Consider the following 14,564-nt stretch of genomic DNA (forward strand, 5'->3'; position numbering starts at 1 on the left):
GCGCCTGACGTCCTCGGGCAACCGGGACGAAACACCCCGCTCCTAGCGTCACGCAGATGACACCCTCCCCCGGTCACGACGCCCTCGCCCACGCCACCGCCCGCCGTCTGCTCGCCGGCATCGGACGACGCGACCTGCTCCGGGCGGCCGCGGCCACCGCCGCCACGGGCGCGGTCGCCGGCGCGCCCGTCGCCGCCGAGGCCGCCGGTCGTCCGCGTCCGGGGAAGCACCGTCCCGTGGGCGTCCTGCAGCCCGGGACGGGCCGCATCGACGGCGACCACTACCTCAGCGCCACCCCCGACTCCGTGCGCTGGGGCTACGTCCCCGGCACCGACGCCGAGCCCGTGCTGACGATGCGCTCGGGCCGCACGGTGACCATCGACGCCCTCTCGCACGAGGGGATCCTGGAGGACCAGGGACGCGACCCGCTCACCTGGTTCGGCTCGAAGGGCGTCGGGCGCTCCGAGGTGCTGCGCGACGCCGTCTCGGTCGCCCGCGACTACGACCGCACCACCCGCGACTTCGACAAGGACGGCCCGCACGTCGTCATCGGCCCGATCCACGTCGAGGGCGCGCGCCCCGGCGACGTCCTCAAGGTGCAGACGCTGTCGGCGACGCCCCGCGTGCCGTACGGCGTCGTGTCGAGCCGTCACGGCAAGGGAGCGCTGCCCGTCCAGGCCGGCGGCCTGCCCGCGGCCGGCATCACGCTCGACGAGGTGATGCCGCCCGTGGCCACCGACGGACGCGCCACCGGCGACCCCGAGCGCTACGGCAACGTCTCGGTCTTCACCCCGGTGGAGTCGACGCGGCGGGGGCCGGTCGCCGTGATGGACCGCCGCGGCGGCAGCGTCAAGTTCCCGCTCCAGCCGTTCATGGGGATGATGGGCGTCGCGTTCGCCGACGGGAGCAGCGAGACCGCACCCGAGCTGAACTCGATCCCGCCCACGCTCGGCGGCGGCAACATCGACATCAGCCTGCTCGGCCCGGGCTCGACGTTCTACCTGCCGGTGCGCGCCGACGGTGCCCTGTTCTACGTCGGCGACCCGCACCTGGCGATGGGCGACGGCGAGGTCGCCCTCACCGCGCTCGAGGGCTCGCTGCGGGCGACGTTCCGCCTCACGGTGTGCAAGCGCGGACGCGGCGGCGCGCCGGCCGTCGCGTTCGACTACCCGTTCGCCGAGACCGCGGACGCCTGGATCCCGATCGGTCTGTCCGACCCCGACGGCTCGCTCGGCGGCGGGCAGTCCAGCGACCTCGACGTCGCGATGCGCCGCGCCGTCGTCAACGCGCTCGACTTCCTCGAGGCCGAGCAGGGCATGGACCGCGCCACGGCGTACGCCTACCTGTCGGCCGCGGGCGACTTCGTCGTCTCCCAGGTCGTCGACCGCACCACCGGCGTCCACGGCGTCATCGCCAAGTCGCACTTCGTCCGGTAGTCGTCGCGACAGGACAACCGGCCCGTCGCCCCAGCGGAACCACCCGCACCACTCCCCACGGAGAACCGACGACACCGTGGGAAGTTCTCCGGGGTGTCGTCGGATTCCCAGGTGAACCTGGGAATCCGACAACAGGTCCGGCGAGCCCACCACCGGGGCGGGCGCGGTTGGCGGGGGCTGGGATGATGGGCGGGCCCATGAGCAGCCCCTCCCCCTCCACCGCCGCACCCGACCTGCGCGACCTGCGTCGCCGGATCGGGGCCGTCGGCCTGCGCGACGAGCGTCGTCTGCGCCGCCGGCTCGACCAGCTGCGCGGTCAACGCGACGAGGCCCGCCACGCGCAGGACCTCGAGCGCCTCGTCCAGGACGTCGGCACCGCCGAGGCCAGGGTGGAGCACCGCGCGTCCCTGGAGCCACGGCTCGACCTGCCGCCCGAGCTGCCGGTCTCGGGCCGCGCCGACGAGATCGCCGCCGCGATCAGCGAGAACCAGGTGGTGATCGTCGCGGGCGAGACCGGCTCGGGCAAGACCACGCAGATCCCCCGCATCCTGCTCGGCCTGGGACGCGGCGTCCGCGGTCGCATCGGGCACACCCAGCCACGACGCATCGCGGCGCGCACCGTCGCCGAGCGCATCGCCGAGGAGTGCGGCGGCGAGCTGGGCGGCACCGTCGGCTACACGGTGCGGTTCCACGACCAGGTCTCCGACGACACGCTCGTCAAGGTGATGACCGACGGCATCCTTCTCGCCGAGATCCGCAGCGACCCGTTCCTGCGCCAGTACGACACGATCATCATCGACGAGGCGCACGAGCGGTCGCTGTCGATCGACTTCCTGCTCGGCTACCTCAAGCGGCTCCTCCCCCGCCGCCGCGACCTCAAGGTCGTCATCACCTCGGCCACCATCGACCCCGAGAGGTTCGCCGCGCTGTTCGACGGGGCGCCGATCATCGAGGTCAGCGGGCGCACGTTCCCCGTCGAGGTCCGCTACCGGCCCGTCGTCGACCGCGACGACACCGACCCCTTCGAGGCGGTCGCCGACGCCGTCGAGGAGCTCGGCACCGAGGGCGACGGCGACGTGCTCGTGTTCCTGTCGGGCGAGCGCGAGATCCGCGACGCCACCGACGTGCTGAACCGCCGCAGCTGGCGACGCACCGAGGTGCTGCCCCTGTACGGACGGCTGTCGGCCGCCGACCAGCACAAGATCTTCCAGCCCCACACCGGACGACGCGTCGTGCTGGCCACCAACGTCGCCGAGACGTCGCTGACCGTGCCCGGCATCCGCTACGTCGTCGACGCCGGCACGGCCCGCATCTCGCGCTACAGCCAGCGCCTCAAGGTCCAGCGGCTGCCGATCGAGCCCGTCTCGCAGGCCAGCGCCAACCAGCGTGCGGGCCGCTGCGGTCGCGTGGCCGACGGCATCTGCATCCGGCTGTACTCCGAGGAGGACTACGACGGGCGCCCGGAGTTCACCGACCCCGAGATCCTGCGGACCAACCTCGCGTCGGTGCTGCTGCAGATGGCCTCGGCCGACCTCGGCGCCGTCGAGGACTTCCCGTTCATGGACCCGCCCGACAGGCGGGCCGTGCGCGACGGCGTCGAGCTGCTGCTCGAGCTGGGTGCGCTGCAGCCCGAGGTCGAGGGCGAGAACCACCGTCTCACCGACGTCGGACGCGTCGTGGCGGGTCTGCCGCTCGACCCCCGGCTCGCCCGCATGCTCGTCGAGGCCCAGCGCAACGACTGCCTGCGCGAGGTGCTCGTCATCGTCTCCGGCCTGTCGGTGCAGGACCCCCGCGAGCGCCCGTCGGACGCCCAGCAGGCCGCCGACACCAAGCACGCGCGGTTCGCCGACAAGGGCTCGGACTTCGCGTCCTACCTGCACCTGTGGGACTACCTGCGCGAGCAGCGCAAGGCCCTGTCGGGCAGCGCGTTCCGGCGGATGTGCCGCGACGAGTACCTGCACTACCTGCGCGTGCGCGAGTGGCAGGACGTGCACGGGCTGCTGCGCCAGAGCGCCAAGGACCTGCGCTGGTCGCTCGACACCCCGCCCGCCGACGCCGACCGCGTCCACCAGTCGCTGCTCGCCGGCCTGCTCTCGCACGTCGGTCTGCAGGAGCCGGAGGGACGCGACTACCTGGGCGCCCGCGGTGCCAAGTTCGCGGTGTTCCCCGGATCGGCCCTGGCCAAGAAGCCGCCCCGCTGGGTGATGGCCGGCGAGCTGGTCGAGACCAGCCGGCTGTGGGCGCGCACGGTCGCGCGCGTCGACCCCGCGTGGGTCGAGCAGGCCGCGTCCCACCTGGTCAAGCGGTCGTACTCCGAGCCGCACTGGTCCAAGAAGCGCGGGTCGGTGATGGCGCACGAGCGGGTCACCCTCTACGGCATCCCCCTGGCCGCCGACCGGCTCGTGACGTTCGGCAGCATCGACCCGGTGACGTCGCGCGACCTGTTCATCCGGCACGCGCTCGTGCAGGGCGAGTGGGACACCCGGCACCACTTCTTCGACCGCAACCGCGCGCTGCTCGACGACGTCGAGGACCTCGAGGAGCGCGTCCGCCGCCGCGACATCCGCATCGACGACGACACGCTGTTCGCCTTCTACGACCGCCTCGTGCCCGCCGACGTCGTGTCCGGCCGGCACTTCGACACCTGGTGGAAGCAGGCACGCCGCAGCTCCCCCACGCTGCTCGACCTCGACCCCGAGCAGCTGCGACGCGACGGCGCGCTCGTCGACGCCGACGCGTTCCCGACGTCGTGGACGTCCGGACCCGACGCGCCCGCCATGCCGCTCAGCTACGTCTTCGAGCCCGGCACCGAGACCGACGGCGTCACCGTCGACGTGCCGCTGGCGCTGCTGCCGCGCGTCGAGGAGTCGGAGTTCGCCTGGAACGTGCCGGGCCACCGCGAGGAGCTCGTCACCGCGCTCATCCGCACGCTGCCCAAGACCTGGCGCAAGCAGTTCGTCCCCGCGCCCGACTACGCGCGTCGCGTGCTCGAGCGCATCGGCAGCACCGAGGGCGACCTCGCCACCACGGTCGCCGACGAGCTGCGCCGGATGACCGGCGTCGTCGTGCCGGCGCAGGAGTTCGCCGTCGACGCGCTGCCGCCGCACCTGCGTCCGACGTTCCGGGTGCTCGACGACGGCCGCGAGGTCGGCCGCGGCAAGGACCTCGCCGCGTTGCGCGAGGAGCTGCGCCCCAAGGCCCGCAGCGTGCTGTCGGCGGCGTCGTCGGGCCTGGAGCAGACCGGCGAGACCACGTGGGCGTTCGGCACCGTGCCCCGCTCGGTGACCACCGAGATCTCCGGCCACCAGGTCACCGCGTACCCGACGCTCGTCGACCGCGGCACGAGCGTCGACCTGACCGTGGTGGAGTCCGAGGACGTGCAGGCCGCGCGCACCACCGCGGGGCTGGCACGGCTTATTGTCCTGAACACCAGCTCGCCGGTGCCGAACATCATGCGGGCGCTGTCACGCACCGACACCCTCGTCCTGGCCACCAGCCCCTACGCCACGGTCGCCGACCTCGTCGAGGACTGCCGGCTGGCCGCCGTCGAGGAGCTGATCGCCTCGGCGGGCGGGCCGGTGTGGGACGCGGACGCCTACGCGCGGCTCCGCGAGCACGTGCGGGCCGAGGTGCACGGCGCCACCGAGCGCGTCCTGCGGCTCGTGGTGGCCACGCTGCACGCGTGGGGCGAGGTGCGCCAGGCGATGGCCGACGCCCCGCCGGCCCGGGCCGCCACCGTCGACGACGTGCGCGTGCAGGTGTCGTGGCTGGTGTTCGCCGGCTTCGTCCGCGAGACCGGTGCCCTGCAGCTGCAGCACCTCCCCCGCTACCTCAAGGCGGCGACGTCGCGGTTCGCCGACGGCGTCGACGTGCGCGTGGACGCCGAGCGCACCGCGACCGTCCAGGACCTCGAGGCCGAGCTGCACGAGATCGTCCAGGCGCTCCCCGAGGTGCGACGCGACACCGCGTCCGTCCGACAGTGCAGGTGGATGCTCGAGGAGCTGCGGGTCCAGCTGTTCGCCCAGCGGCTGCGCACCGCGGGCGCGGTCTCGGAGAAGCGCGTCCGCAAGGCCCTCGACGCCCTGCGCTGACAGCCAGCGATCTACCTCACGGAGAGGCGGCTGGCGCCCGGCTGGCAAGGCGCGCCGAGGACGGCGAACTGTTCTTGTTCGCCGACGAGGCAGCAACGCCGCCAGCCGGGATGCCAGGCGTCTCTCAGCCGACGCCGAGCAGGTCGATGACGAAGATCAGCGTCTGGCCGCTGAGGCGGTGGCCGCCGCCGGCGGGGCCGTAGGCGAGCTCCGGCGGGATGACCAGCTGGCGGCGTCCGCCGACCTTCATCCCCGGGATGCCCTCCTGCCAGCCGGCGATCAGGCCCTGCAGCGGGAAGGTGATGGACTCACCGCGGTCCCACGACGCGTCGAACTGCTCGCCGGAGTCGAACTCGACCCCGACGTAGTGCACCTCGACGCGGTCGCCGGCCTTGGCCTCGTCACCGTCGCCGACGACGACGTCGGTGGACTGCAGCGTGGTGGGGGCGTCCCCACCGGGGAAGTCGATCTCGGGCTTGGTCAGGTCAGTCATGGCACCAGCCTCTCAGGACAGGAACTCGTCGGGGTTCGGGCCCGTGCGGTCACCCTGGTCGAGCGCGCTGATGGCGGTGACCTGCGCGTCGGTGAGCTCGAAGTCGAAGACGTCGAAGTTCTCGACGATGCGCGACGGCGTGACCGACTTGGGGAAGACGACGTTGCCCTCCTGGACGTGCCAGCGGATCACGACCTGCGCCGGGCTCTTGCCGACCTCCTCGGCGATGGAGCCGATGGTGGGCGACTCGAGGTCGCCGCGGCCGAGCGGGGTCCAGGCCTCGGTCAGGATGCCGCGGTCGGCGTTGACCTGGCGGAGCGCGGTCTGGGTGAAGAAGGGGTGCACCTCGACCTGGTTGACGGCAGGAGTCACGTCGGTCTCGGCCGCGAGCCGGTTCAGGTGGTTCTCGTGGAAGTTCGAGACACCGATCGAGCGGGCCTTGCCGTCGCGGTACAGCTCCTCGAAGCCCTTCCAGGACTCGACGTAGCGGTCGAGGCCGGGCAGCGGCCAGTGGATCAGGTAAAGGTCGACGTAGTCGAGCCCGAGCTTGCCGAGGCTCTCCTCGAGGGCGGCGATCGCCTCGTCGTGGCCGTGGGAGTCGTTGTTGAGCTTGGTGGTGACGAACAGCTCGTCGCGGTCGACGCCGGACGCGGCGATGGCGCGGCCCACGCCCTCCTCGTTGCCGTACATGGCAGCGGTGTCGATGTGGCGGTAGCCGGCGTCCAGCGCGGCGCCGATCGCCTTCTCGACCTCGTCGGGCTCGACCTGCCAGACACCGAACCCGAGCTGGGGGATGGTGTTGCCGTTGTTCATGGACAGGCTGGGGACCTGGGTCACAGGTGATCGCTCCTCGTGCTGGTGGGCGTCAGAAAGCGGCGTCCGGTCCGGACGCCACACCCATGCCAACACGAGCCGGAGCGGCGCGCATTCCCGAGGAAGCTCAGGCGATGCCGGCGTTGTCGAGCGCGAGGTTGAGCCGGCCGAGCTGGCCGGCGAACGCGGCGAGCTCGGGGGCGTCCCAGTCCTCGAGGGCGTGCACGAGGTTGTCGTGGCGCTGCTGGCGCACGCTCGCCAGACGCGTCGCAGCCTCCTCGGAGACGGCCACCAGGCGCGCGCGTCCGTCGGTCGGGTCGGGCACGCGCTCGACGAGGTGCAGCTTCTCCAACGTCGCCAGGCCCCGGCTGATCGTCGACTTGTGGACGCCGATGCTGTCGGCGAGGTCGCTGCCGCGCACGCCGACGCCGGTCTCGTCGGTGGACTCGCTGACCGCGATGAGCATCAGGTACGAGGCGTAGTCGAGGTCGGGGTGGATCTGCGTCACCAGCTGCATGCTCCGGATGCGGGATCGGCGCATGAGCCTCACGAGCTCGTACTCGACGTCGTGCTCGACGGTGATGTCAGGGCTCATGGGCGCAGGTTATCGTCCCGCACCCAACGTCGTCGCGACCGCGGTCACTTGAGCTCCGACGAGCTGAGGCCCAGGAGGCGGCGCGCGACGATCAGCTGCTGGATCTGCTGGGTGCCCTCGAAGATGTCGAGGATCTTGGAGTCGCGGGCCCACTTCTCGAGCAGCTCGTTCTCGCCGTAGCCGAGGGTGCCGGCCAGCTCGACGCAGCGCAGCGTGATCTCGGTGCCCACGCGACCGGCCTTCGCCTTGGCCATCGAGGCCTCGAGCGAGTTGGGCTTGCGGTTGTCGGCGAGCCAGGCCGCCTCGAGCGTCAGCAGGTAGGCGGCGTCCCACTCGGCCTCCAGGGCCAGGAACGTCGACACGGCCCCCACCTGCAGGTGCGCCGGGCGGTCGTAGTCGACCTGCATGCCGGCCTCGTCGAGGAGCCGCTTGAGCTCCTCCAGGGCGGCGCGCGCGCACCCGACCGCCATCGCGGCCACCAGCGGACGCGTGTTGTCGAACGTCTGCATGACGCCCGCGAACCCCTGCTTGGTGTCGACCTCGGGGCTGCCGAGCAGGTTTTCGGCGGGCACGCGGCAGTTCTCGAGGATGATCGTCGCGGTGTCGGAGGCCTTGATGCCGAGCTTGTGCTCGAGGCGCTCGACGCGGATGCCGGGGAGGTCCTTGGGCACGACGAAGGACTTGATCGCCGCGCGTCCCTTGTCCTTGTCGAGGGTCGCCCACACCACGACGGAGTCGGCGCGGCCACCGGAGGTGACGTAGATCTTCTCGCCGTTGAGCACGTAGTGGTCGCCGTCCTTGACGGCCGTGGTGCGGATCGCGGCCGAGTCCGAGCCGCAGCCGGGCTCGGTGATCGCCATCGCGGCCCACGTGCCGTCGAACCGTGCGAGCTGCTCGTCGCTGGCCACCGACGCGATGGCCGAGTTGCCCAGGCCCTGGCGGGGCATCGACAGCAGCAAGCCGACGTCGCCCCAGCACATCTCCATCACGGATAGCACCGACGACATGTTGGTGCCGTTCTTGACGCCCGCGTCCTTGCCCTCGGTGGTCGAGCGGCGGACACCCGCGGCGCCGGCGCCCTGACCCTGGCCGGAGTCACCCATGCCGTCGACGAGCGAGGCGAGCAGGTCCAGCTCCTTGGGGTACGCGTGCTCGGCGCGGTCGTACTTGCGGGAGTTGGCGCGCAGGAACTCCGCGGCCACCTGGTGCGCCTGGTCGACGAAGGCGCGGAACTTCTTGGGGCTCTCGAGGTTGATCATCGTCAGTCCTTTCTCGTCGGGTCCTCGTCGTCAGACGAGGAGCCCGCCCTCCATCACGCCGATCGCCCGCAGGTCGCGGTACCACCGCTCCACCGGGTGCTCCTTGACGAAGCCGTGGCCGCCGAGCAGCTGGACGCCGTCGGTGCCGATGCGCATGCCGTGCTCGGAGCACAGGCGGCGCGCGACGGCCGTCTCGCGGGCGAAGTCGAGCCCCTGGTCGGCTCGCGACGCGGCGCGCAGCGTGGCCAGGCGCATGCCCTCGAGCTCGATGCCGATGTTGGCGACCATGAAGGCCACGCTCTGGCGGTGCGCGACCGGCTCGCCGAAAGCCTTGCGCTCCTTGACGTACGGGATCACGTAGTCGAGCACCGCGCGGCCGGTGCCGAGCGCGAGGGAGCACCAGGCGATGCGCGCCCGGCGCACGCTGTCGGCGTAGACGGCGGGATCGCCGTCGCCGAGCAGCGCGTCCTCGGGCACCTCGACACCGTCGAGCACGAGGCGACCGAGGCCGGCGGCGCGCACGCCCATGGACGGCTCGGCCTCCACGACGACGCCGGGCGTGCCCGACTCGAGCAGGAACAGCGCGGGGCCGGTGCCCTCGAGGTGGGCCGCGACGACGAAGAGCTCGGCCCGGTCGCCGCGGACGACGGCGGCCTTGACGCCGTCGAGCCGGAAGCCGCCCGCGCTGCGGGTGGCGGTGGTGCGCAGGGCGAAGGGGTCGAAGAAGGCGTGCGGCTCGGCCACGGCCAGCGCGGCGGCGGGCACGTCGTCGCCGGTGAACGCGCCGAGGTAGGTGGCCTGCTGGTCGGCGGTGCCCCAGGAGGCGAGGGCGGTGGCGACGGCGTTGGGCGCCAGGCAGGCCACGGCGATGCCCATGTCGCCGTGCGCGAGCGCCTCGCCCACCAGCACGCCGGTGGTCGCTGAGCGCTCGGCCGACAGACCGCCCAGCTCCTCGGGCACGCCCACCAGGGTGAGGCCGAGGTCGGTGGTCTGCGCGAGCACCTCGCCCGGCGCCTCGGTGGACTCGTCGGCCTTCTCGGCGGCCGGACGCACGACCTCAGCGGCGAACTCGGACACGACGTCGACCATCATCTGCTGGTCGTCGGTGGGCGTGAGGTCGAAGACGCCCGAGCGCGAGGCCGGCCTCTGACGGGCGGCGCCGCCCTGGCCGCGCTGGCGCGGGAAGCGGCGCGAGACGGCGCCCGCGGTCTGGAAGCCGGCCTTGGCGCCGTGGTAGACGGCGCTCTCGGTGGCCTGGCGCAGGCCCAGCTTGTCGAGGACGGGCAGGCCGGCGAGCTTGTTCATCGCGGCCAGGCCGAGACCCATCGCGTCGCGGCGGTGCGGTGAGGTCGGTGCAGAGGGCACGGTCGACTCCTTCGTGGCGGTGCTGAGGCTTCAACTGTAACTCTGAGTTGCAGTTTTGTCGCTGTCTCGTGGCTCTCACTTCGACGTGTCGGCCGGTCCGCCCCCGAGGCCCCGTCTCCGATAGCCTGGGGCGCCCCCTCCGCACGTCCCAGGAGTCCTCCGTGCCCCGACAGCCCGACGCGTCCGTCCCGACCGGCGGCACCGTCCGTCCGATCGTGCGCTGGGGCGAGCCGGTGATGCACCACAGGCTCAAGCCCGTCACCGAGCACGACGACGCGCTGCGCGAGCTCGTGGCCGACCTGTTCGCCACCATGTACGCCGCCGACGGCGCCGGGCTCGCGGCCAACCAGATCGGCGTCGACCTGCAGGTCTTCGTCTTCGACTGCACCGACGGCGACGACATGCGCGTGGCCGGCGTCGTCTGCAACCCGGTGCTCACGCTCCCCGAGGGCAAGGACCGCAACCTCGACGACGACGACGAGGGCTGCCTGTCGCTGCCCGGCGCCTTCACCGCCTGCGCGCGCCCGGACTGGTCGCAGGTCGACGGCACCGACGCCGACGGCAACCCCGTCACCTACGTCGGCGAGGGCGGCACCCTGGCCCGCTGCCTGCAGCACGAGACCGACCACCTGCACGGCACCGTCTTCGGCGACCGGGTGCCCAACCGGGCGCGCAAGAAGCTCTACAAGCAGCACGACGCGGTCGCCGAGGACTACCCCGCCGACTGGCCCGTCACCCCCCGCGACGACTCGCGCGACTAGGTCGCGCGGGGTCGCAGGGCGTAGCAGGCGACGGCGGCCGCGGCGGCGACGTTGAGCGAGTCGATGCCCGGCGCCATGGGGATGACGGCGCGGTGGTCGGCCGAGCGGGTCCAGTGCGCGCTCAGGCCGGGGCCCTCGGCACCCAGCATCAGGGCGACCGGGCCGTCGAGGTCGAGGCCGGCGACGTCCTCGGCGTCGTCGGCGAGCGTCATCGCGACGGTGGTGAAGCCGCGGTCGCGGAGCAGCTGCGGCGTGCCGAACCAGTCGTCGACGCGGGCGTAGGGCAGCCAGAACACCGAGCCCATCGACACCTTGATCGCCCGGCGGTACAGCGGGTCGGCGCAGCGCGGCGACAGCAGGACCCCGTCGAACCCCAGCGCGGCGACGCTGCGGAACACCGCCCCCACGTTGGTGTGGTCGCTGAGGTCCTCGACCACCACGACGCGCGAGGCGCCGTCGAGCACCTCGTCGACGGTCGCCAGCGGCGCGCGCTCCAGCGAGGCGAGCGCGCCGCGGTGCACGTGGAACCCCGTCAGCGCCTCGATCTGCTTCTCGGGCAGGACGAAGCACGGGGCGTCGGACGCGGCGAGGACGTCGCCGAGCGAGTCCACCCACCGCGGGGCCATCAGGAACGAGCGCGGACGGTGGCCCGCCTCGACGGCCCGGCGCACCACCTTCTCGCCCTCGGCCAGGAACAGCCCCCGCTCGGTCTCGAGCAGCTTGCGCAGCTGGACGTCGCGGAGGTCGACGTAGTCGGCGAGCCGCGGGTCGGTCGGGTCCTCGACCTCGACGACGTCAGCCACCGGCGCCGTCCTCGAGCGCCTGCATCAACGCGTCACGGGTGGCCGCGGCCGTGGCCGGGTCGCGGTTGGCCATCACCGCGACGGTGATCGGGCCGTGGTGCCCCGACGCCGGCGTCCAGGCCGTGCCGCGCAAGGCGTCGTCGGCACGCACGCAGAACACCCGGGCGTCCTCGGCCTCGGCCACGACGGCCTCGTTGACGGCCGGGTCGTCGGTGGCCGCCATCGCGTACCAGGCACCGTCGAGGTCGCCGCGCTCGTAGGCGCGCTCGGCGAGCGAGACGCGTCCGTGCCGCACGTGGTCGCGCACCTCGTCCAGGACGTCGGGTGCGACGACGTGCACGCGGGCCCCCGCCTCGAGCAGGGTCCGGATGCGGCGGCGCGCGACGCGTCCCCCTCCGACGACGACCACCCGCCGTCCCACCAGCAGGAGGCCGGCGGGGTACGGCGGGTGGCTCGGTCCGGGACCGTGGTCGCTCACGTCAGGCGCTGGGCCCAGCCGGCGGCGGGTCGCCGGCGTCGTCGACGGCCGGCGGCTGCTCGGCAGGAGCGGGCGCGGCGAGTCCGCCGGAGGTGCCGGCACCGGTGGGCGACGCGGCCTCCTCGGCGGCCTTGAGGGCCTCCTTGACGGCGTCGGACTGCTCGCGACGGTCGGCCTCCAGCGACGGCGCGGGCGGCGTCTCGATGTCGACGCGCTTGGCGGGACCGTCGGTGTGCACCGGGATCGAGCCCACGGCCTGGCCGAGGCCCTTGAGCGCGTCGCCGATCTCGCTGGGGATGAAGAACATCTTGTTGGCCTCGCCGTCGGCGATCTTCGGCAGCATCTGCAGGTACTGATAGGCCAGCAGCGACTGGTCGGGGCGGCCGTCGTGGATGGCCTGGAAGACCGTGGAGATGGCCTGGCCCTCGCCCTGCGCGCGCAGGATCTGCGACTCGCGCTCGGCCTGCGCCCGCAGGATCTGCGACTCGCGTGCACCCTCGGCCGACAGGATCTGCGACTGCTTGTCGCCCTCGGCCGACAGGATCGCGGACTGGCGCTGGCCCTCGGCGGTGAGGATGGCCGCGCGCTTGTCGCGGTCGGCGCGCATCTGCTTCTCCATCGAGTCCTTGATGGACGGCGGCGGGTCGATGCCCTTGAGCTCGACGCGGTTGACCCGGATGCCCCACTGGCCGGTGGCGCCGTCGAGCTCGCCGCGCAGCTTGGTGTTGATCTCGTCGCGGCTGGTCAGCGTCCGCTCGAGGGTGAGCCCACCGATGATGTTGCGGAGCGTGGTCATGGTGAGCTGCTCGATCGCCTGGATGTAGTTGGCGATGCGGTAGGTCGCGGCCGTGGGGTCGGTGACCTGGAAGTAGATGACGGTGTCGATCGAGACCACCAGGTTGTCCTCGGTGATCACCGGCTGCGGCGGGAACGACACGACCTGCTCGCGCACGTCGATCAGGTAGCGCATCTTGTCGATGAACGGCGTGATGATGTTCAGGCCGGGGTTGAGCGTGCGCTGGTACTTGCCGAACCGCTCGACGATGCCCGCGCGGGCCTGCGGGACGATCTTGATCGTCATCGCCAGCGTGACGATCGCGAGCAGGGCGATCACCGCCAAGATGATGGTCACTGCACCCATTGCAACACCGTTCCCTTCGGTCCCGACACGGCTACATGTCGTGGGGGTAGACGACGGCGGTCGCGCCGTCGATCTCGAACACCTGCACGCGCGTGCCGGGCTCCAGCACCGCGGTCTCGTCGTAGGACCTCGCCGTCCAGATCTCTCCGTGCATCCGCACCTGGCCACCGTCGCGGCCGATGGTCGTCGTGACGACGGCCTCGGTGCCGATCAGCGCCTGGGCGCCGTCCTGGAGGTGGGCGCCGCGGTGCAGCCTGCGCATCATCGGCGGCCGCACCAGCCCCAGCATCGAGACCGACACCACGACGGCGAGGGCGATGTTGACCGGCAGCGGCGCACCGAGACCGTCGCCGATCGCACCGGCGAAGGCTCCCGAGGCCAGCATGAGCAGCACGAGGTCGAGGCTCACGAGCTCGGCCGCGGCGAGCAGGACGCCGCCGGTGGCCCAGGCCGCCCAGCTGTTGTCCCCCCACCACTGCCAGAAGTCGTTCACGACTCCACCCTAGTGGGGCGGCGGGCACGAAGTGCCAGGTCAGCGGGCGCGTCGGGCGGCCCAGCGGCCGTCGACGTGGTCGACGACGAGCGGCAGGCCGTAGGTGCGTCCGAGCGTGTCGGCGTTCATCGTCGTCTCGATCGGCCCGGCGGCGACGACGCGTCCCTCGCGCAGCATGAGCACGTGGGTGAACCCCGCGGGGATCTCCTCGACGTGGTGCGACACCATCACCGTCGCCGGCGACGCGGGGTCACGGGCGAACTCGGTCAGGAACGCCACGAGCTCCTCGCGCCCGCCGAGGTCGAGGCCGGCGCCCGGCTCGTCGAGCAGGAGCAGCTCGGGGTCGGTCATCAGGGCGCGGGCGATCATCACGCGCTTGCGCTCGCCCTCGCTCAGGGTGCCGAACGTGCGGTCGGCGAGGTGCGCGACGCCGACCTGGCGCAGCAGCTGCGCCGCGCGCTCGTGGTCGAGGTCGTCGTACTCCTCGCGCCAGCGCCCGAGCACCGCGTACGACGCGGAGACCACGGCGTCCGACACGCTCTCGGCGCGCGGGATGCGCTCGGCGAGCAACGAGCTGGTGTGGCCGATCCGCGGACGCAGCTCGAACACGTCGACCGCGCCCATCACCTCGTCCAGCACCCCGGCCATGCCCGTCGTGGGGTGCACCTGGGCGCCGACCACCTGCAGGAGCGTGGTCTTGCCCGCGCCGTTGGGGCCGAGCACCACCCAGCGCTCGCCCTCGCCGACCGTCCAGGAGACGTCGTCCAGGAGCAGGGAGTCGCCGCGCCGCACCGCGACGTCGAGGAGCTCGATGACGGCGACCATGCACGACCTTC

13 protein-coding genes are annotated in these 14,564 nt (G+C 72.5%); 3 read left to right on the forward strand and 10 right to left on the reverse strand.

Translation table 11 applies throughout. The annotated features are described in order from the left end of the window. The first annotated feature begins 56 nt into the window (after positions 1-56). Together ACI6PP_RS00885 and hrpA are read left to right on the forward strand one after the other, a co-directional pair. Complete coding sequence (locus ACI6PP_RS00885; protein ID WP_421108250.1) at positions 57-1,436, forward strand: acetamidase/formamidase family protein; 1,380 nt, start codon at positions 57-59, stop codon at positions 1,434-1,436. 197 nt (positions 1,437-1,633) lie between these two features. Continuing rightward, positions 1,634-5,527 carry an ATP-dependent RNA helicase HrpA gene (hrpA, locus tag ACI6PP_RS00890; protein ID WP_421108252.1) on the forward strand — a complete coding sequence of 1,298 codons (3,894 nt, stop codon included), beginning with the start codon at positions 1,634-1,636 and terminating at the stop codon, positions 5,525-5,527. A 124-nt stretch (positions 5,528-5,651) separates the two neighbouring features. On the opposite strand, the gene ACI6PP_RS00895 is transcribed toward hrpA, so the two are convergent. From ACI6PP_RS00895 to ACI6PP_RS00915, 5 genes are all read right to left on the reverse strand, one after another. Beyond that, positions 5,652-6,011, reverse strand: a complete 360-nt coding sequence (locus ACI6PP_RS00895) for an FKBP-type peptidyl-prolyl cis-trans isomerase (RefSeq protein WP_476712913.1) — start codon at positions 6,009-6,011, stop codon at positions 5,652-5,654. Positions 6,012-6,032: 21 nt separating this feature from the next. Further along, on the reverse strand, positions 6,033-6,833 hold the full coding sequence (locus ACI6PP_RS00900) for an aldo/keto reductase (protein ID WP_421108323.1): 801 nt from the start codon (positions 6,831-6,833) through the stop codon (positions 6,033-6,035). Positions 6,834-6,960: 127 nt separating this feature from the next. Continuing rightward, complete coding sequence (locus ACI6PP_RS00905) at positions 6,961-7,428, reverse strand: MarR family winged helix-turn-helix transcriptional regulator (RefSeq protein WP_421108256.1); 468 nt, start codon at positions 7,426-7,428, stop codon at positions 6,961-6,963. 44 nt (positions 7,429-7,472) lie between these two features. Next, entirely contained in the window at positions 7,473-8,687 is a 1,215-nt protein-coding gene (locus tag ACI6PP_RS00910) for an acyl-CoA dehydrogenase family protein (RefSeq protein WP_421108258.1), read from the reverse strand. Between the two features lie 30 nt (positions 8,688-8,717). Next, a complete protein-coding gene (locus ACI6PP_RS00915; protein ID WP_421108260.1) occupies positions 8,718-10,052 on the reverse strand; it encodes an acyl-CoA dehydrogenase family protein in 1,335 nt (444 codons plus the stop codon). Between the two features lie 161 nt (positions 10,053-10,213). On the opposite strand from ACI6PP_RS00915, the gene def reads away from it, so the two are divergent. Then, on the forward strand, positions 10,214-10,813 hold the full coding sequence (def, locus tag ACI6PP_RS00920; protein ID WP_421108262.1) for a peptide deformylase: 600 nt from the start codon (positions 10,214-10,216) through the stop codon (positions 10,811-10,813). On the opposite strand, the gene ACI6PP_RS00925 is transcribed toward def, so the two are convergent. The 5 genes from ACI6PP_RS00925 to ACI6PP_RS00945 are packed head-to-tail and all read right to left on the reverse strand — an operon-like array spanning position 10,810 to position 14,553. Continuing rightward, positions 10,810-11,616: a TrmH family RNA methyltransferase gene (locus ACI6PP_RS00925; protein ID WP_421108264.1), complete on the reverse strand. Its 807-nt coding sequence runs from the start codon at positions 11,614-11,616 to the stop codon at positions 10,810-10,812. The two genes, def and ACI6PP_RS00925, sit on opposite strands and share 4 nt — an antisense overlap. Then, on the reverse strand, positions 11,609-12,094 hold the full coding sequence (locus tag ACI6PP_RS00930) for a precorrin-2 dehydrogenase/sirohydrochlorin ferrochelatase family protein (RefSeq protein ID WP_421108266.1): 486 nt from the start codon (positions 12,092-12,094) through the stop codon (positions 11,609-11,611). Before ACI6PP_RS00930 ends, ACI6PP_RS00925 begins: the two co-directional genes overlap by 8 nt. Before the next feature lies 1 nt (position 12,095). Further along, on the reverse strand, positions 12,096-13,235 hold the full coding sequence (locus ACI6PP_RS00935) for an SPFH domain-containing protein (RefSeq protein ID WP_421108268.1): 1,140 nt from the start codon (positions 13,233-13,235) through the stop codon (positions 12,096-12,098). A gap of 31 nt (positions 13,236-13,266) precedes the next feature. After that, on the reverse strand, positions 13,267-13,728 hold the full coding sequence (locus ACI6PP_RS00940) for an NfeD family protein (protein WP_421108270.1): 462 nt from the start codon (positions 13,726-13,728) through the stop codon (positions 13,267-13,269). A 39-nt stretch (positions 13,729-13,767) separates the two neighbouring features. Beyond that, positions 13,768-14,553 (reverse strand): ABC transporter ATP-binding protein, encoded by a 786-nt coding sequence (locus ACI6PP_RS00945; RefSeq protein ID WP_421108272.1) that lies wholly within the window; start codon positions 14,551-14,553, stop codon positions 13,768-13,770. Positions 14,554-14,564 lie beyond the last annotated feature (11 nt).

Origin of the sequence: Solicola agrisoli (assembly GCF_049059935.1) — a bacterium.
Classification (GTDB): domain Bacteria; phylum Actinomycetota; class Actinomycetes; order Propionibacteriales; family Nocardioidaceae; genus JAURVT01.

Bases quoted from the DNA above. Each gene is read 5' to 3' on its own strand.
- ACI6PP_RS00885 (WP_421108250.1), top strand. From the start codon at position 57: ATGACACCCTCCCCCGGTCACGACGCCCTCGCCCACGCCACCGCCCGC.
- ACI6PP_RS00910 (WP_421108258.1), bottom strand. From the start codon at position 8,687: ATGATCAACCTCGAGAGCCCCAAGAAGTTCCGCGCCTTCGTCGACCAG.
- ACI6PP_RS00945 (WP_421108272.1), bottom strand. From the start codon at position 14,553: ATGGTCGCCGTCATCGAGCTCCTCGACGTCGCGGTGCGGCGCGGCGAC.
- ACI6PP_RS00900 (WP_421108323.1), bottom strand. From the start codon at position 6,833: ATGAACAACGGCAACACCATCCCCCAGCTCGGGTTCGGTGTCTGGCAG.
- ACI6PP_RS00935 (WP_421108268.1), bottom strand. From the start codon at position 13,235: ATGGGTGCAGTGACCATCATCTTGGCGGTGATCGCCCTGCTCGCGATC.
- hrpA (WP_421108252.1), top strand. From the start codon at position 1,634: ATGAGCAGCCCCTCCCCCTCCACCGCCGCACCCGACCTGCGCGACCTG.
- ACI6PP_RS00905 (WP_421108256.1), bottom strand. From the start codon at position 7,428: ATGAGCCCTGACATCACCGTCGAGCACGACGTCGAGTACGAGCTCGTG.